This window comes from Bombella pluederhausensis (assembly GCF_026385525.1).
Taxonomy (GTDB): domain Bacteria; phylum Pseudomonadota; class Alphaproteobacteria; order Acetobacterales; family Acetobacteraceae; genus Bombella; species Bombella pluederhausensis.
Window position 1 is genome coordinate 59,804 of the sequence record NZ_JANIDY010000001.1, and the last position, 21,282, is coordinate 81,085.

Annotated in this window: 27 protein-coding genes; 6 read left to right on the forward strand and 21 right to left on the reverse strand. The window is 57.7% G+C overall.

Annotation, left to right across the window (positions count from 1 at the left end; all coding sequences use genetic code 11):
- Positions 1–69: 69 nt before the first annotated feature.
- Entirely contained in the window at positions 70–663 is a 594-nt protein-coding gene (locus tag NQF86_RS00305) for a hypothetical protein (protein ID WP_266115638.1), read from the forward strand.
- Positions 664–682: 19 nt separating this feature from the next.
- On the opposite strand, the gene NQF86_RS00310 is transcribed toward NQF86_RS00305, so the two are convergent.
- From NQF86_RS00310 to NQF86_RS00355, 10 genes are all read right to left on the reverse strand, one after another.
- Entirely contained in the window at positions 683–1,300 is a 618-nt protein-coding gene (locus NQF86_RS00310; protein ID WP_266115639.1) for a Gp138 family membrane-puncturing spike protein, read from the reverse strand.
- 22 nt (positions 1,301–1,322) lie between these two features.
- Positions 1,323–2,366 (reverse strand): hypothetical protein, encoded by a 1,044-nt coding sequence (locus tag NQF86_RS00315; RefSeq protein ID WP_266115640.1) that lies wholly within the window; start codon positions 2,364–2,366, stop codon positions 1,323–1,325.
- Positions 2,363–2,662 (reverse strand): phage baseplate plug family protein, encoded by a 300-nt coding sequence (locus tag NQF86_RS00320; protein ID WP_266115641.1) that lies wholly within the window; start codon positions 2,660–2,662, stop codon positions 2,363–2,365. The genes NQF86_RS00315 and NQF86_RS00320 overlap by 4 nt, the downstream gene beginning before the upstream one ends.
- A complete protein-coding gene (locus NQF86_RS00325) occupies positions 2,659–3,333 on the reverse strand; it encodes a hypothetical protein (RefSeq protein ID WP_266115642.1) in 675 nt (224 codons plus the stop codon). Before NQF86_RS00325 ends, NQF86_RS00320 begins: the two co-directional genes overlap by 4 nt.
- 20 nt (positions 3,334–3,353) lie before the next feature.
- Positions 3,354–4,373 (reverse strand): hypothetical protein, encoded by a 1,020-nt coding sequence (locus NQF86_RS00330; RefSeq protein WP_266115643.1) that lies wholly within the window; start codon positions 4,371–4,373, stop codon positions 3,354–3,356.
- Between the two features lie 123 nt (positions 4,374–4,496).
- A complete protein-coding gene (locus NQF86_RS00335) occupies positions 4,497–4,958 on the reverse strand; it encodes a phage tail assembly chaperone (RefSeq protein ID WP_266115644.1) in 462 nt (153 codons plus the stop codon).
- Between the two features lie 12 nt (positions 4,959–4,970).
- Positions 4,971–5,408 carry a phage tail fiber protein gene (locus NQF86_RS00340; protein ID WP_266115645.1) on the reverse strand — a complete coding sequence of 146 codons (438 nt, stop codon included), beginning with the start codon at positions 5,406–5,408 and terminating at the stop codon, positions 4,971–4,973.
- A gap of 2 nt (positions 5,409–5,410) precedes the next feature.
- Positions 5,411–6,580 (reverse strand): DUF3383 family protein, encoded by a 1,170-nt coding sequence (locus tag NQF86_RS00345; protein WP_266115646.1) that lies wholly within the window; start codon positions 6,578–6,580, stop codon positions 5,411–5,413.
- 53 nt (positions 6,581–6,633) lie between these two features.
- A complete protein-coding gene (locus tag NQF86_RS00350) occupies positions 6,634–7,194 on the reverse strand; it encodes a phage neck terminator protein (protein WP_266115647.1) in 561 nt (186 codons plus the stop codon).
- Positions 7,146–7,529 carry a hypothetical protein gene (locus NQF86_RS00355; RefSeq protein ID WP_266115649.1) on the reverse strand — a complete coding sequence of 128 codons (384 nt, stop codon included), beginning with the start codon at positions 7,527–7,529 and terminating at the stop codon, positions 7,146–7,148. Before NQF86_RS00355 ends, NQF86_RS00350 begins: the two co-directional genes overlap by 49 nt.
- Positions 7,530–7,699: 170 nt before the next feature.
- Here NQF86_RS00355 and NQF86_RS00360 point away from each other — a divergent pair, with 170 nt between their 5' ends.
- Positions 7,700–7,891, forward strand: coding sequence for a hypothetical protein (locus tag NQF86_RS00360; protein WP_266115650.1), 192 nt, complete (start codon positions 7,700–7,702; stop codon positions 7,889–7,891).
- A gap of 85 nt (positions 7,892–7,976) precedes the next feature.
- On the opposite strand, the gene NQF86_RS00365 is transcribed toward NQF86_RS00360, so the two are convergent.
- From NQF86_RS00365 to NQF86_RS00390, 6 genes are all read right to left on the reverse strand, one after another.
- Entirely contained in the window at positions 7,977–8,444 is a 468-nt protein-coding gene (locus tag NQF86_RS00365) for a DUF4054 domain-containing protein (RefSeq protein WP_266115651.1), read from the reverse strand.
- Positions 8,445–8,514: 70 nt separating this feature from the next.
- Complete coding sequence (locus NQF86_RS00370) at positions 8,515–8,928, reverse strand: hypothetical protein (RefSeq protein ID WP_266115652.1); 414 nt, start codon at positions 8,926–8,928, stop codon at positions 8,515–8,517.
- A gap of 3 nt (positions 8,929–8,931) precedes the next feature.
- Entirely contained in the window at positions 8,932–9,957 is a 1,026-nt protein-coding gene (locus NQF86_RS00375; RefSeq protein WP_266115653.1) for a DUF2184 domain-containing protein, read from the reverse strand.
- A gap of 60 nt (positions 9,958–10,017) precedes the next feature.
- Entirely contained in the window at positions 10,018–10,518 is a 501-nt protein-coding gene (locus tag NQF86_RS00380; RefSeq protein WP_266115654.1) for a structural cement protein Gp24, read from the reverse strand.
- A gap of 39 nt (positions 10,519–10,557) precedes the next feature.
- Entirely contained in the window at positions 10,558–11,487 is a 930-nt protein-coding gene (locus NQF86_RS00385) for a DUF2213 domain-containing protein (protein ID WP_266115655.1), read from the reverse strand.
- A complete protein-coding gene (locus NQF86_RS00390; protein WP_266115656.1) occupies positions 11,484–12,929 on the reverse strand; it encodes a phage portal protein in 1,446 nt (481 codons plus the stop codon). The genes NQF86_RS00385 and NQF86_RS00390 overlap by 4 nt, the downstream gene beginning before the upstream one ends.
- Positions 12,930–12,965: 36 nt before the next feature.
- Here NQF86_RS00390 and NQF86_RS00395 point away from each other — a divergent pair, with 36 nt between their 5' ends.
- On the forward strand, positions 12,966–13,094 hold the full coding sequence (locus NQF86_RS00395; RefSeq protein WP_266115657.1) for a hypothetical protein: 129 nt from the start codon (positions 12,966–12,968) through the stop codon (positions 13,092–13,094).
- A 15-nt stretch (positions 13,095–13,109) separates the two neighbouring features.
- Here NQF86_RS00395 and NQF86_RS00400 read toward each other — a convergent pair whose 3' ends face one another.
- From NQF86_RS00400 to NQF86_RS00415, 4 genes are all read right to left on the reverse strand, one after another.
- Positions 13,110–14,339, reverse strand: coding sequence for a PBSX family phage terminase large subunit (locus tag NQF86_RS00400; protein ID WP_266115658.1), 1,230 nt, complete (start codon positions 14,337–14,339; stop codon positions 13,110–13,112).
- 17 nt (positions 14,340–14,356) lie between these two features.
- Positions 14,357–14,869, reverse strand: a complete 513-nt coding sequence (locus NQF86_RS00405) for a terminase small subunit-like protein (RefSeq protein ID WP_266115659.1) — start codon at positions 14,867–14,869, stop codon at positions 14,357–14,359.
- The gene (locus NQF86_RS00410) at positions 14,790–15,191 is read right to left on the reverse strand and encodes a hypothetical protein (RefSeq protein WP_266115660.1); all 402 of its coding nucleotides are present in this window, start codon (positions 15,189–15,191) and stop codon (positions 14,790–14,792) included. The genes NQF86_RS00405 and NQF86_RS00410 overlap by 80 nt, the downstream gene beginning before the upstream one ends.
- A gap of 288 nt (positions 15,192–15,479) precedes the next feature.
- Positions 15,480–16,127: a hypothetical protein gene (locus NQF86_RS00415; protein WP_266115661.1), complete on the reverse strand. Its 648-nt coding sequence runs from the start codon at positions 16,125–16,127 to the stop codon at positions 15,480–15,482.
- Between the two features lie 236 nt (positions 16,128–16,363).
- Between NQF86_RS00415 and NQF86_RS00420 the strand changes: the two genes are divergently transcribed.
- The 3 genes from NQF86_RS00420 (at position 16,364) to NQF86_RS00430 (ending at position 19,206) form a co-directional block, all read left to right on the forward strand.
- A complete protein-coding gene (locus tag NQF86_RS00420) occupies positions 16,364–17,125 on the forward strand; it encodes a LexA family protein (protein ID WP_266115662.1) in 762 nt (253 codons plus the stop codon).
- A gap of 19 nt (positions 17,126–17,144) precedes the next feature.
- Positions 17,145–18,254: a DNA polymerase IV gene (gene dinB / locus NQF86_RS00425; protein ID WP_407652823.1), complete on the forward strand. Its 1,110-nt coding sequence runs from the start codon at positions 17,145–17,147 to the stop codon at positions 18,252–18,254.
- A gap of 115 nt (positions 18,255–18,369) precedes the next feature.
- Positions 18,370–19,206: an aldo/keto reductase gene (locus NQF86_RS00430; protein ID WP_266115663.1), complete on the forward strand. Its 837-nt coding sequence runs from the start codon at positions 18,370–18,372 to the stop codon at positions 19,204–19,206.
- A 60-nt stretch (positions 19,207–19,266) separates the two neighbouring features.
- On the opposite strand, the gene NQF86_RS00435 is transcribed toward NQF86_RS00430, so the two are convergent.
- A complete protein-coding gene (locus NQF86_RS00435) occupies positions 19,267–21,255 on the reverse strand; it encodes a DNA topoisomerase IV subunit B (RefSeq protein WP_407652824.1) in 1,989 nt (662 codons plus the stop codon).
- Positions 21,256–21,282 lie beyond the last annotated feature (27 nt).

Here is a 21,282-nt window from a genome sequence, read left to right on the forward strand (position 1 = left end):
TCAGGGGTGGGGGTGGCCTTTCTTCTGAGGAAGGCGCCGGGATTTTGTGACGGAATGGGACGTATCGTGATGATGAGGAAGACAGGGAACAGGCTGGGGCTGTGCTTGTTGATGATGGTAGGCGGCCTTGTTGGTGGAACAGTCATGACACCGGCGGCATGGGCACAAGCCCCGCTGGAGGTAAAACCTGACGGGCAGGTGACGACCAGCGGTATGGCGGCACTGGATGTCTCTCCCAAAGGGGGGCAGCGTGTGGGGCAGACAGACAAATGGCAGATGCTGGAACTGGACCATACCTTGACAGCCCTGCTCGCCGAGGATGATGTCATGTTCTCCATCTCACCACGTCGTGGTGGGGATGTGTTCCTGATGTTCGTTCTGAAAAATCATGAGATCAATGCACCGGAACTGACTATCCATTTTTCCAACGGATATGAGGTTAAGAGCTTCCATTATACGGGGATCATCAACCGGGGCACGCAGTGGGGGTGCTATGTTGATGACGCCGCAGGTCGTGCTCTGTTTGATGCGTTGGCGTCCAGTGATTCAGTGACCATGGAATGGGCAGGCGGCAAGGCTCACATTGATTTCCAGCACGGTGATGATTTCGTGCGTGAATTGACGGAAACGGCTCAGCGTGGGGATATGCCTTTCCCGAAATGACCTGCATCAGGCGGGGAGGTCAGGGGGGACTGCTTCGCCCGGTACCCGCCTGAACCCCGCCGTGGGTATGCTGTTTCAGGGAGATTCCTCCGGCCCTGACGTCACCTGATGTCACGATGTCGCAATTAGCTGTGATTTCGGATGCTTCGATAGATACGGTGCCGGGTGTGACAATGCGCCAGCCTGCATCCGTAGCCTGTATGAACTGGTCCGGCCCGTTATTGAGAAATCCACCGACATAAACACAATCCTGCATGGAAAACTGTCGGAACGAGGCCGGAGGAGACGGCTTGCGGGTGGTGACGGCATGTGTGTGGTCTCGCCCAGATATGATGATGAAGCCAATATCGCCGGGCTTAGGGTCGATGATCAGGGCGGATGTGCCCCCCTGTAGGCGTAGATAGGGCACATTATGGATGAGATCATGCGGCCGGGCACGAGACAGTGCATCCTGCTGCTGGACCATGGGGCGAACGGTGACTTTGCCTGTAATGGAAGCGCCACCTGCTTCTACAGTTTCAACCTGCACCAGCATGGAAGGGCCAATCTGGTTGATATGGGTGGCAATGAGGGAATCAAAGGCTCCCTTCAGGCTGTTTTCTCCCGTATTGGGGCGCAGGTAGGGTGTCGCTGTCATGAGGGGTGTTTCCTGTAAGCCGTTATCGTCTGCCGAGTGTGGTGCGGATGCAGGTCATATGAGTGTGCCATGCTCCTTTCCCACTTTCGCTGCTGATCTCGTGCCAGACGAAGGTGGGCAGCCATAAACCGCTCCATGGTGCGTTTTCTGCCCGCTGGGAAGTGGCACTGTCATTATCTTCTGGAATCTGGGTGTCGTGCAGCATGAAGGGCCGCCAGAATGTGATGTCCGGGCGTAGCAGGCTCGTCAGGGAGAGACCAGCGCTGCTATATTCAGGGTATCCTGTCATTCCTGTTTCGAAAGAAATGATAGGCACATCCTGTGCCTCTCCCGTGGATGGTACGCCGGTGAAAGTTGGTCCCCATATTTCAAGAAGGCCTTTATAAGGTATGGCCTTTCCTGAGAGAGATGTATTTTCACCTTCTGAAGGAAGATAAGGTGAAAAACTGAAAACACCTTTTACAGCATGTAAAATCGCCTGTATCTGGTCAAGGGATGTTCCCCATCTGTAATGATTTGTCAGGGTCAGGTGACGATCCCACCCTCCATGATCCAATAACTGGAAACCGGCATCAGCACAGATGTCGGCCAGTAAGGCAGAGATGTCCTGTGGTCCGGCATACCCCCGTGCTTCTGTCAGGATGGCGGCAGGAACCGTGCTGGTCATGGCGTGGACATGAAAGGGCGTTTCCAGATCATTATAATCCGTATGAGCCCTGCTGACTGTCCCAATGAAAAGACTGGTCAGGGGGGTGTCTCTGTCGCCGGCCTGTATACTGACAAAGGTCTGCCCCGGCATGGTGGTATTGAGGTTATCCGGGCTGGGATGCTCAGGAACGATCATCAGGCTGTTCCTGTCCGTATGGGTCAGGCCGGTGATGGTGATGTTGGCTTCTGATCCGCTGGTCTGCCCTGCATGTTTGATGGTGGCCTGGACAGCATGATCCTGCCCGACTGTGAATTGCGTGAAAGACCCGTCAGCTTCCGGGATGACGAATGTGACGATGATCTGCTTGCGGGTGAAGCTGTGAGTACTGGTGGCATTTGTGGCCTGTGTGGCGATCATGACGTGTCATCTTCATAATGGAGCAGGAAGCGGGAGCCGAGATCAGGGAAGGAAGGATCGTCAGTGCCCTGTGTGTCAGTAAAATAGAGTGTTCCGGGCAGGGGGCTGGCAGGGTTGCGGATCAGGTCCGTTTTGTTCTGGCAGAGTATGCCACGCAGGAGAGGTATCTGGCCTGCTGTGAGGTCCATATAGAGGCCGGTGGAAAGTTGACGCAGCCAGATACGGCATTGCAGGCCAGCGATCGGGCAGGTCATGCTCTGGGAAGGGGTTGGTATGAGCGGAATAGTATAGATCATGCAGACATACCCGGTTGAAGTGTGACAGGGCCGCTATTCCGTGTCCGTGCGCCTTGAGGATGACGGCTGTTTGCCCAGAGGGATGTTCTGCTCTGGCGCACTTCCTGAATGGTTATGTTCGCTGTGATGATGTCCACGCCGTTGGTAGCTGTTCGGGTAAACTCATAGCCTGTGATGTTGGCATTGGCATAGATTCCTTCTGGTGTGGCAACGAAATACAGGTTCGTGTCTTTCACCAGCCGGGCGAGTGTCGCCAGAAAATCCTTCCGTACGGTATCTGCCCCTATGCCGATGGCGCTGCGGAGAAATCCCGGCAGAAGGGCTTCGCCAAGAGTGCCGGTTTCCGAACCATCACAGGTCATGCGGATTATGGCCCTGTAGGGGGAGAACACCTTGTTGTAGCTGGTAAAACTACCTTTTTCCTGCGGAGCGGAGCAGATTTCAGACTGTTCATCCAGCCGCAGGGATTCCACATGTGCGGCGGAGAGGACACGTCTGGGTTTCTGTTCCAGCGTGGGGCTGAAGGATGAGCCATATGGGCGGTCTGTCTGGCTCATATCGGGGCGGCGGAAAATCCCCCATTGGCGGGCAGCACGCTGCACGGCCCAGTTTTCCAGCATGGCCCCGCTAAAGGCGGAGGTTGTGGCCCGAAGGGATGTAAGGGCGGACATGGGGTAGCTCCTGTGGCGGTTTATCCTGTCTGGGCGAGTGTCTGGCGGGTAATGGCCCTGATGGTGCTGACTTCCACGGCTCGGGCAATATCCTGCGGCCTGTCGTGACGGGTCTCAACGGTGATGTTGATGGTCGGGCTGTGGGTTGTTGTCGTACTGTGGGGCGTCATGGGGTCTTGGCGGATCATGCCGCTCATCCTGTCGGCAAGGCGGGCCAGCGGTGGAGGCGACATGGCCGCAGGAAGTGTTCCAGATCGTGCCAGTGGTGTGCTGGTCAGTTTCTGGTTTAGCGTCCGGCTGGTTACCGTCATGGTACGGATGATGCGTTGCATCTGGTCATGCTGTGTCATGGCAGTATTCGTGTTTGTTCCACTGGGTGGGGGCACATGAGGGAACGCATCGTCTGCCCTGTCGGGAGATGACGGGAGGCTTGGAGTAGCCGGAATACTGGGGGTTATGGTGCCTGCATTCCACCCCATCCCGTTGGGAGCAGAAGGGGCATGTGCCGCCATGATGCTGCGGGCAGTCATCAGGGCGGAAAGGTTCTGAAGAAGGCTGGCCGGGTCTGATCCTGTCCGTTCCGGCGTGGCGTCATGGTTGGGAAGGCGGGTTAGAGCCTGTTCTGCATTCTGTAGGGTTGGTTCTACGTCACGCAGGGCCTGCCGTGTTACCGGGTCTGATCGTGCCAGAAGCGTGTTCCAGTCCTGTGTGGCCTGTACGGGGTCCGGCTGTGTCGTCTGGCTAGAGTGCGGTGGCACTTTCTGTTCCACAGGATAAGAAAGGACGTGCCCTTCCGGTACTGTCATTGAAGGGATGAAGGGCTGGTTTTCCGGCTGTAGATCGGCTAGCCATGCGGGCGGTGTGTTCTGGTCTGGCTGTGTAAGATTCCCGTTGAGGCCCGTAAGAGAACGCCCCCCTGTAAAAAGGGCCAGAGCTCCCATGACTTCCTGACGGAACGTGCGGGTGTTTCCGGCTTTCTGCGGGGGCGGTGTGGGAGCCGCTTTTTCAAGCTGGGTGATGAGGGTATCAAGAATTGCCATTCATGCGCTCCACGGCCGCAACTTCCCAGAGAAGCCACATATCTTCACTGTCATAGAGGGTTTTCAGCTCATGTAATGTGGCTAGTCCCGACCCGATGACGAATGCCATAGGGCCGGAAAGATTTACGCAGCGGGCGGAGGCGCGTCCGGCTGTGTGTCCCTCAATATGGCGATGAGGGGATAGATCTGGTAAATTGCGGCCTTGAAAAAATCCACGTTGAGCCGGAAGGCTTCGGCCCGTAGGGCAGGCAACGTGTTGGGGTCCGTAATATCGGCCTCGATGAGCGGGGCTGGGTCGATGGCCCTGTTCGTGGGGTCACGGCGGATCGTCACGCAGTCGAGAAGGCCAGTGAAGGCCCTGTCGCAGTCTTCGTCACTCATATGGCCGAATAACGCCATGCTCTGGCCGGAAAGACCGGCAATGCCACTCTGCAGGGCTTCCCGTGGGGTGTTGGCCCCCGCACGGGCAAGGGCACGGACAACATGCCGTGCCCAGCGGTCTGCCGTGAAGGCCGACATGCGGGAAATGACAAAGCATTTCCCGGCATCACTCCCTTCCTGCGGGCTCCATTCAGTCTGCTTCATGATGGGACTGCCTTACACACCGGCAGGGAGAACTGTCTCCCATGTGATGTTGACGGTCCGGTCGCCCAGCGTGGTGTCACCGGCGGGCACGGGGTCATAGTCCGTCAGGCAGCCATTGGTGAAGGTGAAGCGCTGGCCGAGCCCCTTCAGCAGCAGTTCGCCATTCAGTTCATAGACAGTCCTTGCCTGTCGTGAGGCTGTGGCAATGGCATCAAACACCGGCAGGGAGCGGGAGCCGGCAGAAAAATGCAGAGACATCTGATAGGCGGAAGGGACGAAGCCTTTATTGAGCTTGCCATCAATGGAGAGGCTGGTGGTGGCGAGTTTCAGCTTCTGTGAACTGCCCCAGCCGTGATTGGTAGCCCAGTTCTCCAGCGTGATGGGGGCATTGAAAAGCGTCTTGACCGTGAGGGTGAACACGGCATCAGCAGATGTGACCAATGTGGACATGGTTACTGAACCTCAATGGATGTGAGGGAGATGGACTGGACAGACTGGCCATCCGTGTACCAGAAGCGGCAGGGTGGGCTTTTACGGGCTGTCCTGATGCTGGCCGCCGCCGTGGAAGCATTGGGCTGGAAGTACCAGCCCCGTGTCTGCACCGTGTCGCTGATGGTTGTGCCAGCGCTGCGGTCGATCTGCTGTTTCTGGAGGGATGTAAGCTGGATGCCGGGCCTGATGGCGCCAAAGCGCAGGGCCTGATTGATGACATCCTGCACGGCAGCGGAGATCATGCCATCGCCGATGGTGTCATAGGGAATCTGCCCGGACTGGAGAAGCAGCGTGGTCAGGGCTGACTGGAAGGCGGCATTCAGCCATATCTGGTTGATGTAGCTGTCCGCCCAGAGAAATGCCCCGGACACATGGCCATCTTCCAGCCACTGGAACCGTCCCAGACCATTCGCATAGGCACCATAGAAATTATAGCCATTGCTGCGGAGTGTGGCTGCTGTGACGGCATCGGTGACGCTGGGGGTCAGCAGTCCGCTGCGGCGGAAGCAGAGATTCGTGCGGCCATTCGTGGCGTCAAAGTCGATGGAAGCCATCCAGCCAAGGCAGAAAGCGGCCGCCAGAGGGTCGTGATAAAGCAGTGTCGTGCCATCAATGGCCTGTGCCTGTAACCATGTGCCGAAGCTTGTGCTGTTCTGGGCGGCAAGGGCCTGTTCATCTGTATCCCATGCTACATACCAGTAGCGGTCCGACTGGCCGGCCACCCATGTGGCGAAGGCCTGTTTCTGTGCCAGCGTGGGCTCCCAGACTGTAGTGAAACCAGCAAAGTTCTGGCTCTGGCTGGTGATGAGCTCCATGAGGCCCGCTGGGTCTGCCTGATGGGTAGGGTCCGCCATGTAGATGAGCAGTGTGGCCGGTGTTTGTGCCGCATCTTCGTGGCTGCCGAAATAGACGGCTGCCATGCGGGCCTCGATGCCGTTGGTGGGGAAGTCCCTCGTGACATCGGAGAGTGAACCATACTGCTTCAGCGTTCCGGTGCTGAGTGCGGCGGAATCAGACGGCCCCGTGATGAGGAGGCCGTTCATGAAGGGGACGCCGCCTTCCGTGCCCAGTGTGGCCGGATTGATGCTGACAGTCTGTGAGAGGGGGATGGTGCCTGTCATGGAGGCCATAGAGGTGTCCTTGTCTGCAAGACGTAAGGGAGAGGTCTGCCCGGTGGGAAGGGTCAGTTATGGTCGGTCAGGTCTGCTTCCGTGATGGAAGACATGGCGAGGGCTGTGGCTGTTTCGACCGGGCGGCAGAGGCGTGTTTCCACGACCAGAGTCAGGGTAAGAGTGGCTGAATCGTCATAACGCTGCTCTGCACTGATGAATCCGTGCTGCGAGAGAGGCCCTGTCCCAAGGGGCGCCATGTCATTCCGTCTTTGCTGGAACCAGCTGACAGCTCCAGCATCACGCCAGAGTGTACTGATGCTGCCGAATACGGTGAGTGCTGCTGCCCCATAGGCCGTAAGCTGGATGGAGAGCTCTATCGGCTGGGTGATGGTGACGGATGTCGGGCTGTATTCATGATGGTTGGTGGCCAGCGGGCGGCGTGAGACAGCCTGCATGACCATGAAATCCGCCCGTGGTGGCGGGAGACGGTTCTGCTGGCCCTGAAAGAGCGCCCAGTCAGATGGCAGGGCCGTGGCCTTCAGCCAGTCTCCGACCATCTGCATGATGGTGCTTTCTGAAGGGCTTAGTTGGCTGTCTGCTGGGTCTGACGTGTGACGATCAGGCGACACCATGTATTGGTTCCCCATTGTTCAAGGATTTTCGTGACAAGCCATTCCGAGCCTTCGAAAAGGACGCTGTCCCCGCCAGTCTGTAGGGGGCGGCTTAGTGTATGGGCGCTACCTTTCAGGTAGATGGTGCGGCTTTCGCCTTGCTGGGCGATGTCCCCGATAAGTTGGAGGATGTTGCCGGGAGCTGGCTGGACATCAATCATGACCGGAACGTCTTCATAGAGCGGTCTGGTGCTGTAATCGGCAGCCAGTTCTGTTCCTGTCATGCGGCGGAGCAGGGCCGGGGTAAGAGGGTTGATGACGGAGGTCATGCTGCTGGCAAGCGAGAAAAGATTCATGGATATCGGGTCATGGCCGGGGGAAAGGCATGTTGAAGGACTCCCATAGCGGAAGGGCAGTGTGGTAATGAGGGGAGTAAATTGGCGGGTTGTTGCGTCTGCGCCACGGTTTGGCCGGTTCTGGCTGACTTGAGGGGTATCTCCAGCCCGTGAGACAGGAGTGAACGTATATGTATGGTGCTGTAACCGGAAAGGTTGCGCTGTTTGCCGTGGTGCTGATCCTGTGTCTGCTGTCTCTGACACGGACATTCTTCCTGATGAACCGGGCTGGTGATGGGGAGCGTTTCACATTTGGTACGGTGACCCGTATCGTGACGCCGTTCCTGTTCGCCTATGTCGTCTGGTGGTTGCTCTGGCATTGAGGGTAAAGCGCCCCGTGAAGGATGGCTCTCTGATCCTGAGAGCCTGATGACCGGCCCGTTCCGTCTGGAGCGGGCCGTTTCTGTATCAGGGCCAGAGGCGGGCCGGATGGGACTGACCGGGCAGAAAACGCATCTGGCGGAGGGAGGCCGTAGCCTGCCAGAACATCAGCCCATATTGTGTCTGGCTGAACCACCCAGCCTGACGGGGTAGAGCGCTGCCATCCAGCGTAATGGAGACAGCCCCTTGCGTAGCGGAGGAAATCCGCCCGACAGGCGGTGCCGCAGGTGACCCGGTGGCGGGATCACTGGCTGAGGCGGTGGCATCAGACGCAAAAAGCTGTGCCTGATGTGCTACCAGCAGCCAGAGTAGTGTTCTGCGCTTCTTCATGTTCCGGACAGGGGAGCTGCCTGTATTATTGAGGATGAGTTCAGCCAGCTGGAAGAACCCTTCCGCCTGCCCGGCACTGACACGGCCTGCAAAGGCCGGATAAGCCGCCAGCCAGTCCTGATAGGAGAATGAGACCTGCCCTGAAGGCGGAGTAGAGTCTGTCATGAGGGGGCATTGTCTCCCGGTTGGTGGACCCGTGCCGTTCCGGCAGATGCCGTGTGGCACGGGTCAGCAATCATGCTGTCATCTGCATGGGGGTAACCCCTTCCGTCAGGGTGGTGGGGTCGGCGCCTTCCAGCCCTGTGCGTTCTTTGGCCAGTTCAGCCATGGCGTTCTCAGCACGGGCGGGCGTGTTCTCGGCAAAGATAATCTTCCGGGTGATGAGATCACTCTGCCTGTTCTGCTCCAGCCATGCTTTCCAGAAGTCCGTTGGCACGGTGGTACGTCCGGCCCGGCCAAGCAGGCGGTTTTCCGCTGGGTGGTAGAGCGGGTCCTGCCGGATGCCGTTCAGCAGAATGGAGGATCGGGCCTGTGGCGGGGCCATGATGGGCGCCGTGGCCTGTGTCCGTTCGCTCAGGCTGGTGATGTCGTGCAGGTCGAGCCGAATGCCAGAGGGCAGGCGGCAGAGGACGGTAACGGTATCGGCCATGTGTCAGATTCCTGTCATGGTGACGCAGGCGACCGGGTAGAACCAGATGGTCCCCCATGTGCCCTGAGATTTCTTCTGGCGGATGTAGGAGCTGTAACGCTCAACAGCATGGGCCCGCAGCTTCTCGGTGAAGGCGGTCGTCACACTTTCCTGCCCATCCACTTCCCGCAGGAAAAGCTGCATCTGCGTGACCTTGCTGAGACCGCCAGAAAGCGTACTGCCTGCTTCCGGCAGGGTTTCGATTTTCAGATTGGGCAGGTTCTCCCGCAGCAGGTCCCGCAGGGAGGTGCGGAACTGGTTGGTATAGAGCAGGCACTGCTGTCGCTCTGTTGGAATGACGAGAGTCAGCGGGCTTTCCAGCGTGACGTTGCCGCCCATCTGTTCGGAAAGTTGCTGGAAGGCCTTGAGAATATCAGCATAGACCTGCACCGGGTCGGTGACGCTCAGCCAGTCATTGCTACCCGTTGCCGCACCGGAAGGCGCAATCTTGGGTGTGGGCTGGATGGCTGGTGGCAGGGCCGTGTCATTGAGGGCACCCCGCAGCTGAAGCCCTTCCATCCCGAACAGGCTGATGCGGTTGCTGGTTTTGTTAAGGATGGAGATGGAGGCTTCGTTTTTGCGGGAAACCCAGTCCAGACGGGCGGCTCCCATACGTTCGGCTTCCCGCTCTCCCCAGCGTGTCCATGTCTGAAAGTGGAAGGACTGGCGCTGCACCCAGTTGGCGTTGACGTCACTGTCGCCAGAGCTGTCATAATCGCCATAGGACGCTGTCTGGCCGGAGAGTTCGACAAAGGGGAACTGTGCCGTATCTGTCAGCCAGTCACCTTTCTGGCCCTGACCATAGATGGCCTCTGCCCGGATGGGCGTAATGAGGGCCTTGATGGTCCGGGGGTCGGTATAGGTGGAGAAAATGGACGGAATGCCAGAATTGGGAGCCGTCACGGCACTGTCAAACGCCATGGCGTGGTCAAGCACGCCATGAATGCCGAAGTCACGTTTCAGCATGGCGGAAGAAATGGAATGGGGCATGATGGATACCTTATGGATGGTCTGGGGCAGAGAAGGGCATGGCCTGTAATAGGGCGTGCATCAGGCCGCCATGGGGTGCATGGGGCCGGAAATGATGATCGGTTCTCCCGCATTGCCACCACGGGCAACGGTCCAGCCGGTAGCGACTGTTCCCTGTGGGGCATTGCCTGCCGGTGCTGTCTGAAGGCTGCCATCTTCTGTTGAGGCATAGACGGCCTGACCCGTGCTGGCTGCTGTGGAGGCAATGGCCCAGAAGTCACCACCTTCTGCAATGCTGGCCATGAAGCCCTGTGGCAGGGTCATGGTGGCGGACTGAAGATACTGTGTCGTCAGCCCCTGCTGTGTGCGGTAGAGGAACCCCGCCGGAGTGGTGGAGCCCGTATTGCTCAGGCTCAGCCCATCCTCATTGCGCCAGACGAAGTGGGCAATGGTCAGGCCATTCGCACCGGCAATGAAGCCTCCTTCTGGGGCGATGGCCGTGCGGATGGGGTTGGCACTGGCCGGGGCACCGGGAAAGCCCTGCGGCCATGTGTAGGAAACGCTCTGCTGAAAATCGGACATGGAGATGCTTTCTGTAAGGCTGGAACCGTGATGGAAGGGTCAGTAGCGGCGTGGGGCCGTGTATCCGGTGCTGGCGCTGTCGGTCGCCAGCATGTGCGGGGCCGGTGATGTCATGGAGGTCAGACGGGTCTGGACAAGTGCCCGCAGCCCGGCCTGATTGATGTCGGCAAGACTGTCTGCGGCCATGCCAGACTGCTGGAGCGCATAGCGATAGACGGCATCAGCACTGTCCATACCGTGAACATCTCCGACCAGAGGCCGGACAAGACGGCGGGCTTCGTCCACGGCATGGCGCAGGGCACGGTCGGCGGATAGGGCTTTCTGAATGGCGTCATTCAGAGCGGCTTCTGCGTCTTCATGGTTGGGAGTTTTGGATGTGGGGGCTTCGGCTGTCTGTGTCATGGTAGTGGATGTCCTGTTATCTGTGGAAGAATCATGGACCAGCACGTCAGGGCCAGCCCGTCCTTTTGTTACGAGAGCAATATGGTTGCCCCGGATATTGACCATGCGCCCGTCATAGGGCTGGCCTTCATAAGTGCCGGGGGTCATGTCGGCCTCGTAGGCATAGCTGCAGGACAGTTCTTTCTGGTCGCCGGACTGGATGCGGCTGATGGCGGGACCATCGAAAATGACCATGCCGACCGTCAGATAGGGGCTTTCAAAACGGGCATTATCCATGGTGGAGCCAACCGTCAGTTCCCGTGGGTGGGCATCGGCACTGGTGGGGACGTGTTCTTCCAGAATGGGAAGGGAGTTGAACGTGTCTGCTGCCTTTTCCAGCTCCTTCGGGTCACGGAGGAGGCGGTAGGGCTGGTCTGGCTTCAGGCCGAGCCGGACATGGTCCGGGATTTCCCGGCCCTGATAGATGCAGATATTCGCCTTGCTGATGGGCGTCCGCTCCACACGGAGTCGCCCGTTATCATCAAAACTGCGGACGGAGCCGGTGCGGTCATAGGCAAGAAGGGTCATGAGGCCTCGGAGGACTGTGGTGGTGTGGTCTGCTGCCAGAGGGGATTGAAGGTGATCTCCAGCGCAGGGTCGGTTGCGCCCCAGAGATTGAGCTGGATCAGGGTGAGCAGGCGGTTCAGGACGGGCCGCATATGGGCTTCCTGAAACGCCGCAATTTCATCGTAGAACACTCGTATTTCCCCGGCGGATGAGGCGTTCAGCCCGTTTGGTGTGATGCCGAACAGCTTGACCAATGGAATACCGGGAATGGAGGCCATTGCCTCCATGGACTGCGCCTGAAGGTCGGCAAGCCCCGTCAGGGGGGTCGCCACGATGGACACATCTTCATTCTGTCGGTCGGCCACGATGATGTCCTGACCTTCAGAGATTTTCTGCATGAAGGAAGCCCGGCCCGTGATGGAGGTGGTCGGGTCCGCCTCCTCGCCGGTGCCGGTGGCCATGAGACCGCCCATGTCGGTCTTCAGAACAAGCTTGGAGAAGTTAGCCGTAATGTTGCTGATGCTGTTGCGTGTCCGCAGAAAGTTGTGAACATAAGGCCGCAGCTGTTGTGTCAGGCTCATGCCGCCGAAATTGAATGACGGCTTAAACAGGTCGGACACGCCATAGGGTACCATGCTGATGAGCCTGTCCCGATGGACGAGACAGCCCTGTACCCACCAGTTGCGGGGCCGGTAATAATCATCCTGCAAGGGAGAATCCGCATTATAGGCGTTGGGTGTGGTCCAGACGGGTTCAATGGTTTTCAGCCCGGCCAGTGTTCCCTTACGGACCCCGTTGGAGGTAAGGGGCAGTGGAAGTGTCTGCCCGTAGGTCGTGCGGGGTGTGTCCGCCATGTTGAGCCAGATATGGCCAATGCCGTAGAGCAGGCTGTCCAGAATCTGCTGGTGGAGCAGCTCCCGGATGTTCAGCCGTTTCATCTCGACTTCCAACGCATGGAGGCGGGCTGTGGGGTCTGAGGGAATGGCGGGGGCAGTATGGTCGGCAGGGTTATGGGTGCTGAGGCTGATCCATTCCCGTGTGGCTTCCCGTGCGATGACATCACAGGGTTTACGGAATTCTGCCCGCTGGGCCATCTGGGCAAGGGTCGGGTAGCCCAGAAAACCCAGTCCATCTGCCATCCATGAAGGCTGGGAAGCTGTCTGTGCCATGGCCCAGCCGGAAATGTCCGTCATGTTGGGGACTGCGGAATCCGTACCGAGTGGGGTGGGGCATTCATAGCCTTCTGGTACGACACCCGGCGGGGGCTGGTACGGGGTGAACGCTGTGACTGTTCTGGAATCAGACGTCAGCAGGCTATGAGAAGCACGCCGCAGGCGGGTCAGCCAGTGGGGGCTTGTCTTCTTCTCTGAAGTGGTGTGACGTGGAGGGGCGGGTTCCTGCCGTGGACGTGCCGTGGTGGTGGGCTGTCCTTCAAACAGGCGTGTGAGGGAGAAACCGGACATGGGAAGGGCCTATCTGTAACGGAAGGGAAACATGCCATGAGATGGATCGACTGGAACGCATCACCGCGGCGTATTGCAGGGCAGATACTTGTTCTGGCCTTGCTGGGTGGGGCTGTATTGGGTGGGATTATCGGATTCTGGCTGCGCTGGGCCATCAGCCATTGATGATGGTGGATTTTGTCAGGCAGATGGAGCGAAGCGTGAGAAATCCGGTAAAGAAGACCGGTTGGTAATGAGGCCATCCAGCGCATAGCGCAGGGCATCAATGTAATGATTATTGGCGTCTTCTATCTGCGGGAGAACATCGCCCGTCAGCGGGTCGGACCTGTAGCGGTACAGGCGGAACTCACGGGCTGTTTCCGTACAGCGTGGATGAATGCGGATGGTGCGGAATGAGCGGAGCCTTTCGATGCCATCTTCTACGCTTCCGGGCCATTTGCGTGCAGCGCTGATGCGAAAATGATGGTGGGTTTTGAGGTAATTGATGGTTTCGGGGCGGGCACTGTCTGCCCGGATAGGCCAGCGGCGGATGGCGGGTATCCTGTCGAACAGGTCGGGAAGTTGGTCCAGCGGGATATGGGTGCCTCCGGCTTCGTGATCGATATGAAGGATATCATCCTGAATGAAGCAGCGGATGAGGGCCGTGGGGTCTCGTGAGAATCCCCAGTCCACACCGAAATAGAAGCGACAGTCTTCCGGCGCTGAAAAATCTTCAACCGTGATGCGATTACGGAAGATGAGCGCTTCATGGTGCTGCTGGTAGCCGCCTTCCCATATATGTTCATAATCCTGCGGGCGCAGGGTCTGGTCCCGTTTCCGTTCCTGATTCAGAACGTCTGGAAACCATGGATTATCTGACCAGTTGGCGCAGATGGTCATGATGGAGGGATCATCTTCAGCGGCAGGAGCGCGCATGAAGGCATCAACAGGGTCGGAAGGATGGTTGGGGTTCCAGCTGAACCATATCTCGGAGTGAGGTTTGCGGATGGTCGGGCGCAGCAGTTTCAGGGATGTTGCTGAAAGGGACTGCGCTTCTTCCACCCAGGCGATGTCCATACCCTCCAGGGATTTGATGGTCTCGGCATTATAGGACTGCATTCCCTGAAACAGGATGACACCCCCGCCAGGCGTACGGATTTCCTTATCCAGCACCGTGAAAAGAGAAGACAGGTTCAGGCGGGTGATGGTGTCCCGGAGGAGTTGATGGACAGAGACGGTCAGGGATTTCTGAATTTCCCGGATGCAGACGGCTCGTAGGCCGGGGCGCAGCGTAGCCTGTTCGATCAGCAGCCCGGCAAAGAAATGGGACTTCCCAGAACCACGCCCGCCCCATAGGCCCTTGTAACGGACTGGCTGAAGAAGGGGCGCAAAGGCACGGGGTGTCATGATGGTCAGCCTGTTTCCTGTCATGACGTACCTGTATTCTGTTATTGTGGTCGTGTGTCTGGGGCGGCAGGGTCTATGATGAGCCGCCGGATGGTATGGATGGGGCCACCATCCTGCCCGGTATGTTCTACGGTCTGTCGCTCGCCGTAGCGTTTTGGGGCACGGCGGGCCATGACCCAGCGCAGCATGTCAAACCGCAGCTTGTGGAGATTGACCGTTGCCGTATCGGCAGCCTCCGGCATGGCCATGATGTGGGACAGGATGGTGCTTTCCAGACTGTCCGCCGATAGGTCTCGTGCCTGACGGTAACAGGGAAGCAGTGCGGGGTTTTTATGCAGCCAGCGATAGAAGCTGCGTAATGTGGGGCGCTGTGTGCCAGAGCATATCTCATGCAAGGGGCGGCCCAGCATGAGGTCTTCCATCATCTCATCGAACAGTTTCTGCGAGAAGGTGATGGGTCTTTTGCGGTCTGTTTCACGAGGCATAGCTGTGATGGGGGTGGTTGTCAGTGTGGCGACCGGAGAAGAAAGGCAAGCGTGAACTCTCCAGCGCATTGATCTGCAATTCCCGATGTGTGCGGAGGCGGAGCTGGGTGAGTGTCAGGGTGGAGAGGCGTGCCTGCTGGGGCGTGACGGCTCGCCGCTGCTTGAGGAAAGGAATGGCTCTGACAACGGCATTCTGTTTCAGTCCCAGAATGAGTTCATCCCGCCAGCTCAGAGGAATGTCGGCCCTGTGTGTCAGGTCAGGGGCTTCGTAGATGGGGCAGAGAACAAGGCGTTCTCCATCCTCGGCAAGAATGGTGCAGAGGCCTCGTTTTGTCATGACGATGCGACCACGGCCGAGCGGCTGCCCGGAAGTGGGAAAAGAATGTGCCACGGTAAGATATCCGTTATTTCTACGAAATGATAAGGGAGCGCTGGAGATGTGCCATTTTGCCTCTCAGGCAGGGCACGAATGCAGCGCAGGAAGATTGACCAGTGCGGAGATGATCGCCTGCGGGTCAGTCAGATTGTGAGGGAGGGCTGAAGCTGTCCTGTCAAAGAAGGAGGAGCAGCCAAATAAAAAGCCGTGAACCCTCTCAGGCACACGGCTCGTGATGATGAATTTCTTATAGGGTAAAGCGGGTGCCCTGTCAATGAGAAAATGGCAGGACGGACAGAACTGTCAGGGACGCAGCTCTATGGCTGTCAGCTTGCGGGGCCTGTCGAGGATATGTTCGCCATGCTTGATGATCTTCTCAAGACCTTTAGGAGCAATGGCATATTTCTGTGTCAGAGTGGCCATGTCCAGACCTTTCCGATGCTGCTGGGCGATGAGTACAGCCTGTCGGGCTTTTTTCTGTCTCTGTTCCTGCCAGAAGGATGCCAGCATCTCCAGCGTGGCAGCGCAGTCATCTGCGGCCTTCTTGCGGGCATTGTCCGGGTGAAGGTTGGGATAGAGTTTGGACCCTAAAGATGTGAAAGACCAGCCCAGTCCCAGCATGTTGACCAGTAGCTGATGGCGTGCCCGCCCTGCATGACGGCGAAAGGCATTCAGTCGCCCCCAAGCCTTGCCCTGCAGCGCATTGAAGGTGAAGACATTGCCAGCCAGTGCCGGGGCCCCGCCATTCTTCATAATGTCGAGATAACCATGCTCGGCCAGCATCCAGTCCTTTACCCATTGTTCCGCTTCAGAAATAACCTCGGCTCTCAGACGTGATGACAGGGCGCCAAGCGTATTGGCACGGCGCCGCTTGCGGCCAATACCCTCATAGTCGGCCTTGCGTGTGCGTTCCCGTGTGGGAGTGGTGGTGATGTGAGCAATGCGAGACAAAAGGAATCTCCCTAAAAAACTGCGTAATGGTCGTGATGGGGCACAGCCCCTTGCGAGCGTCTTCATGAGAGGATGAAACAGTGAGGGTATTCTTCCTTGGCAGATGAGTGTCGGAGAGCCTTCTGCGGGAATTGAATTAAAAATGCGGGTATATCCCCTCAAATGTCAAGCAAATTAACGTAACTCCAAGAAAACGCACCTCTGGACAATTCATTCACGGAAGGGATAATCCCCGTATGTCCATTGAATCCTTACTGTCCCGTCTTGATTCCCTTCTGGCTGCGCAGGGCTTGTCTGATAGAAAAGCCTGCCTGAAGGCGCATGAGATCAATCCCGCCGTTGGGGTCGATTTTCTGCGGGATATGCGCAGGCGTAAGCATCTTCCACGCACGGACAAGCTGGCAGCTCTGGCGCAGGTGCTGGATGTCCCGGTCGCCACATTGGTGAGTGAGATCAGTCATCCGGGGGAGCGTGGCGTAACTGATGCAGCAGAATCCGAAGGCTCTCCGGCTTTACCTGTCTCGCAGGTGCAAGTCTGTGGTGAGGTGCAGGCGGGTGTCTGGAAAGAGGCGCAGGAATGGCCCGCATCGGACTGGTACGGCATTACCGTTCCTCATGACGCCACCTATGCCAGCCTGAAGCGTTATGGGTTGGTTGTTAAGGGCCAGTCGATGAACAGGGTGTTTCAGGATGGTTCGGTCGTCATCGTGGTCAATTTTGCTGAGCTGGGGCGCAGACCACGGAATGGTGATTACGTCATCGCCATGCAGCGCTCTGCTATGTCGGATGCTTTTGAAGCCACTATCAAGGCAGTTCAGATCAAGGATAGTGGGCAGATGGTGCTATGGCCTCAGAGTACCGAGCCGGAGTTTCAATCACCAATCATCCTTCCTGCCCCGGAGGAGACAGTCTGTCATAGTGAGGCAGAAAGCCCGGATGTGACGATTTTGGCGCTGGTTGTTGGCAGCTACATGCCCATGCCGAGGGCTTCTTTCTAGCAGAAGGTCCGGCCAGCTTTTGAAGGAAAAAGTCCATACACAACCGGGACATGAGACCATCCGGCGTATCCTTCATGTGGATATGGATGCGTTCTATGCATCCATCGAGCAGCGGGACAATCCTGCCCTGAAAGGACGGCCCGTGGCTGTGGGGCGGGGCAGTGGCCGGGGTGTCGTGGCGGCTGCCAGCTACGAGGCCCGTAAGTTTGGTGTGCGGTCGGCTCTGCCATCCCACATGGCGCTGGAACGCTGCCCGGAATTGATCTTCGTGCCACCTCGTTTTGATGTCTATCGAGCTGTTTCGGCGCAGATTCACGCCATTTTTCGGCATTATACATCTGTCATTCAACCTCTAGCACTGGATGAAGCCTATCTGGATGTGACGGAGCAGTGGCATTCCTACGGGTCTGCAACGGCCCTTGCCGAATCCATCCGGCGGGATATCCAGCAACAGACTGGCCTGACGGCTTCGGCTGGTGTGTCTTATAATCGGTTTCTGGCCAAGCTGGCCTCCGGGCAGCGGAAACCGGATGGGCTTTTCGTCATCCCACCACGACAGGGGGAAGGCTTCGTGGCGGAGCTGCCCGTGGAGAAGTTCCATGGTGTGGGGCCTGCCACGACAAGGCGGATGCATGGTCTGGGAATTTACACGGGGGCTGACCTGAAAACCTGGACAGTCCAGGAGTTGAAGCGACATTTTGGCAGTTCAGCGCAATTCTATCATGATATTGCAAGAGGAATCGATCACCGTCCTGTAGAGGCGAATCGGCCTAGAAAATCATTGGGAACAGAAACGACCTTCGCCCATGACGTTGCCGACTGGGACAGGTTGGCCGCTGTGTTGCAGGAGATTGTCCGTAAACTGGCCGCAGGCTGCGTGCAGAAGCGTATCGCCGGGAAGACGGTGACGCTTAAGCTCCGTTATGCTGGATTTCAGACCGTGACACGGGCCCGTTCTGCGCCCTTTCCAACAGTGGAAGAAGCTGTGCTGCAACGGATGGCGCATGATCTGCTGCACAGTTTTTTCCCGCTGGAGCGCCCTGTCAGACTTCTGGGCCTGACCATTTCATCACTGGTTCCTTATGACGAAAGCGCTTTACCTGTGCAGATGGGTTTATTCGAGCAGTAGCTAGGATGTTATCGAGGTATTGAGTCGATATGCTTGTCTGCATTCTGTAAAAGAGAGATGATGATGACGGTCACTTTGACCATGGAGCGATATTTTCCCTGATATGGAGGGGGTTATGAGCGGTTTTCCCAAAAATGCGGCTGATCGTGTGCAGCTGAATGATGGCCAGACCATGCCATGGATTGGGCTGGGCGTGTGGGAAACACCGCCCGATGAGACAGCGCAGGTTGTCAGAACGGCCATTGAGCTTGGCTACAAGGCTGTTGATACGGCCCGGCTTTATCGCAATGAAGCAGGTGTTGGAGAGGGATTGCGGGATCATCCCGATATGTTCGTCACCACAAAGGTTTGGAATGATGAGCAGGGGTACGATGCCACTTTGAAGGCCTTTGATGAAAGTGCCCGTCTGTTACAGCGTGACGTTGTGGACCTTTATCTGATTCATTGGGCTATGCCCCAGCAGGGCCTGTATGTGGAAACATGGAAGGCCCTGATTGAGCTGAAAAAGCAGGGGCGTGTCCGCTCCATCGGTGTTTCCAACTTCGAGAAGGATCACCTGAAGAAGATCATTGATGAGACGGGGGTTGTCCCAGCAGTCAACCAGATCGAGATTCATCCGTTCTTTCAGCAGGAGGAGCTACGGGCATTCCATAAGAGTGTCGGTATCCAGACAGAAGCATGGCGGCCTCTGGGTAAAGGGACTGTTCTGAAGAATGAGCTGATTGCCGACATTGCCAGGCGGCACGGTAAAAGCCCGGCTCAGGTGATTCTGCGCTGGCATTTACAGAATGAAGTGGTGGTGATTCCCAAATCCGTGCATCGGGAGCGTATGGCCGAGAATCTGGACTTGTTCGATTTTGTGCTGCCAGAGAAGGAAATGGCCGAGATTGCAACCCTTCATCGTAAAGATGGTCGTATGGGTGCGAATCCAGCGAATCCTGTCTTCGACTGACAAAAAAGGCTGTATCCCGAATATAGGGATACAGCCTTCCCGGTTCATACTTGGGCGTTGTCAGATATCAAGCAGCTCGACAGAGCGAGCCTGTTCCTGAATGAACTGGAAGCGCAGCTCCGGCTTGCGGCCCATGAGGCTTTCAATCCGTTTCCGTGTCAGCAGGTTTTCTTCGGCAGGTACGGTCACACGCAGGAGCGTCCGGCGAGCGGGGGACATGGTGGTTTCCTTGAGGTCGGAAACAGGCATTTCTCCCAGCCCTTTAAAGCGTGAAATCTCGACCTTGGCATTGGGCTTGAAGTCCGTCTTCAGGCGGCGGTCACGGTTGAGATCATCCATGGCATAGACGGTCTTGCTGCCATGTGTGAGGCGGTAGAGCGGTGGTTGAGCCAGATAGAGGTGGCCCTGCCGCACGAGGTCCGGCATCTCCCGGAAGAAGAAGGTCATCAGCAGGGAAGCAATATGAGCACCATCTACGTCAGCATCTGTCATGATGATGACCCGCCCATAGCGTAACTTGCTCAGGTCCAGCGTCTTGCCGAATCCGCAGCCCAGAGCTTCGATCAGGTCTCGCAGCTCGGTATTGGCCCGCAGCTTTTCCTGTGTGGCAGAGGCCACATTGAGAATCTTGCCACGCAGGGGAAGAACGGCCTGCGTTTCCCTGTCACGAGCCTGACGGGCAGAGCCACCAGCTGATTCGCCTTCCACAAGAAACAGTTCTGTTTCATGGGCATTGCTGCGGGAACAATCCGTCAGCTTGCCGGGCAGACGCAGGCGGCGGGTGGCCGTCTTGCGGGTTGTTTCACGGGCTTCACGGCGGCGGAGGCGTTCTTCTGCCCGCTCGACAATATAGCCGACAAGGCTGTCAGCCTGTTGAGGGTTGCCGCCCAGCCAGTGGTCGATACGGTCTCGCAGGGCACCTTCTACGAGGCGGCTGGCTTCTTGCGTGGTCAGCCTGTCTTTTGTCTGTCCCTGAAACTGGGGATTGCGAATGAAGACGGACAGGCGGGCATTGATGGTGCCGAGTACGTCTTCTGCCGTGATGGCATTGGCACGGCGAATCTTGCGCTGCTCACCCCAGTTACGGAAACCCTTTACGAGTGCTGCACGAAGGCCATTTTCATGCGTACCACCCTGCGGCGTGGGAATGGTGTTACAGTAAGAGATGAGAGAGCTGTTGCCCTGATCCAGAAAGGCAACGGCCCATTCCACCCGGCCACCGGGCTGACCATCTGCGGCAAGGGGGAGTTCTGCATCGCCAGCCCAGAGGGGGGTGAGCAGAGCCGGTGAGGGACCAAGATCAGCCGTCAGGGCGTCTTCCAGCCCGTTAGGATAGGCAATGACCGTCTCGGCAGGGGGAGCATTCTCGCCCTTCAGCAGTTCCGGTGCACATGACCATGCAATGCTGACACCTCGGAATAGAGCCGCTTTGACCTGACACTGACGATAGAGACGGGCCGGTGAGAAATGCAGGCTGCTGCCGAAGATGTCACTGTCCGGCGTGAAGCGTACCATCGTGCCCCGTTTGATGGCCGGTTTTGTACTTTCCAGAGTGCTGGTTGGCAGCCCACGGGAGAAGGTCTGCCGCCAGCCTTTGCGACCACGATAGACCTCGACCTCCAGCCGTGAGGCCAGCGCATTCACTACAGAGCTACCCACACCATGCAGACCGCCAGAGGTAGCGTAGGATTTCCCGGAAAACTTTCCCCCTGCGTGAAGGGTCGTGAAGATGACCTCAAGAGCTGATTTTTCAGGAAAACGGGGATGAGGATCAGTTGGAATACCACGCCCGTTATCACGCACCATGAGGGTGTGGGCATCTTCCAGATGGACTTCAATGGTCGTGGCGTGACCTGCCACGGCTTCATCCATGGCGTTGTCGATGATCTCGGAGGCAAGATGATGGTATGCCGTGTCGTCCGTGCCGCCAATATACATGCCGGGACGGCGGCGGACAGGCTCCAGCCCTTCAAGAACCTCAATAGCCCCGGCATCATAATTCTCAGCTGGCTGGGAACGGGAGGAATCCTGCTCGAACATGTCGGCCATTCTGTAATCCTGTCTGTCGGGGCGTGA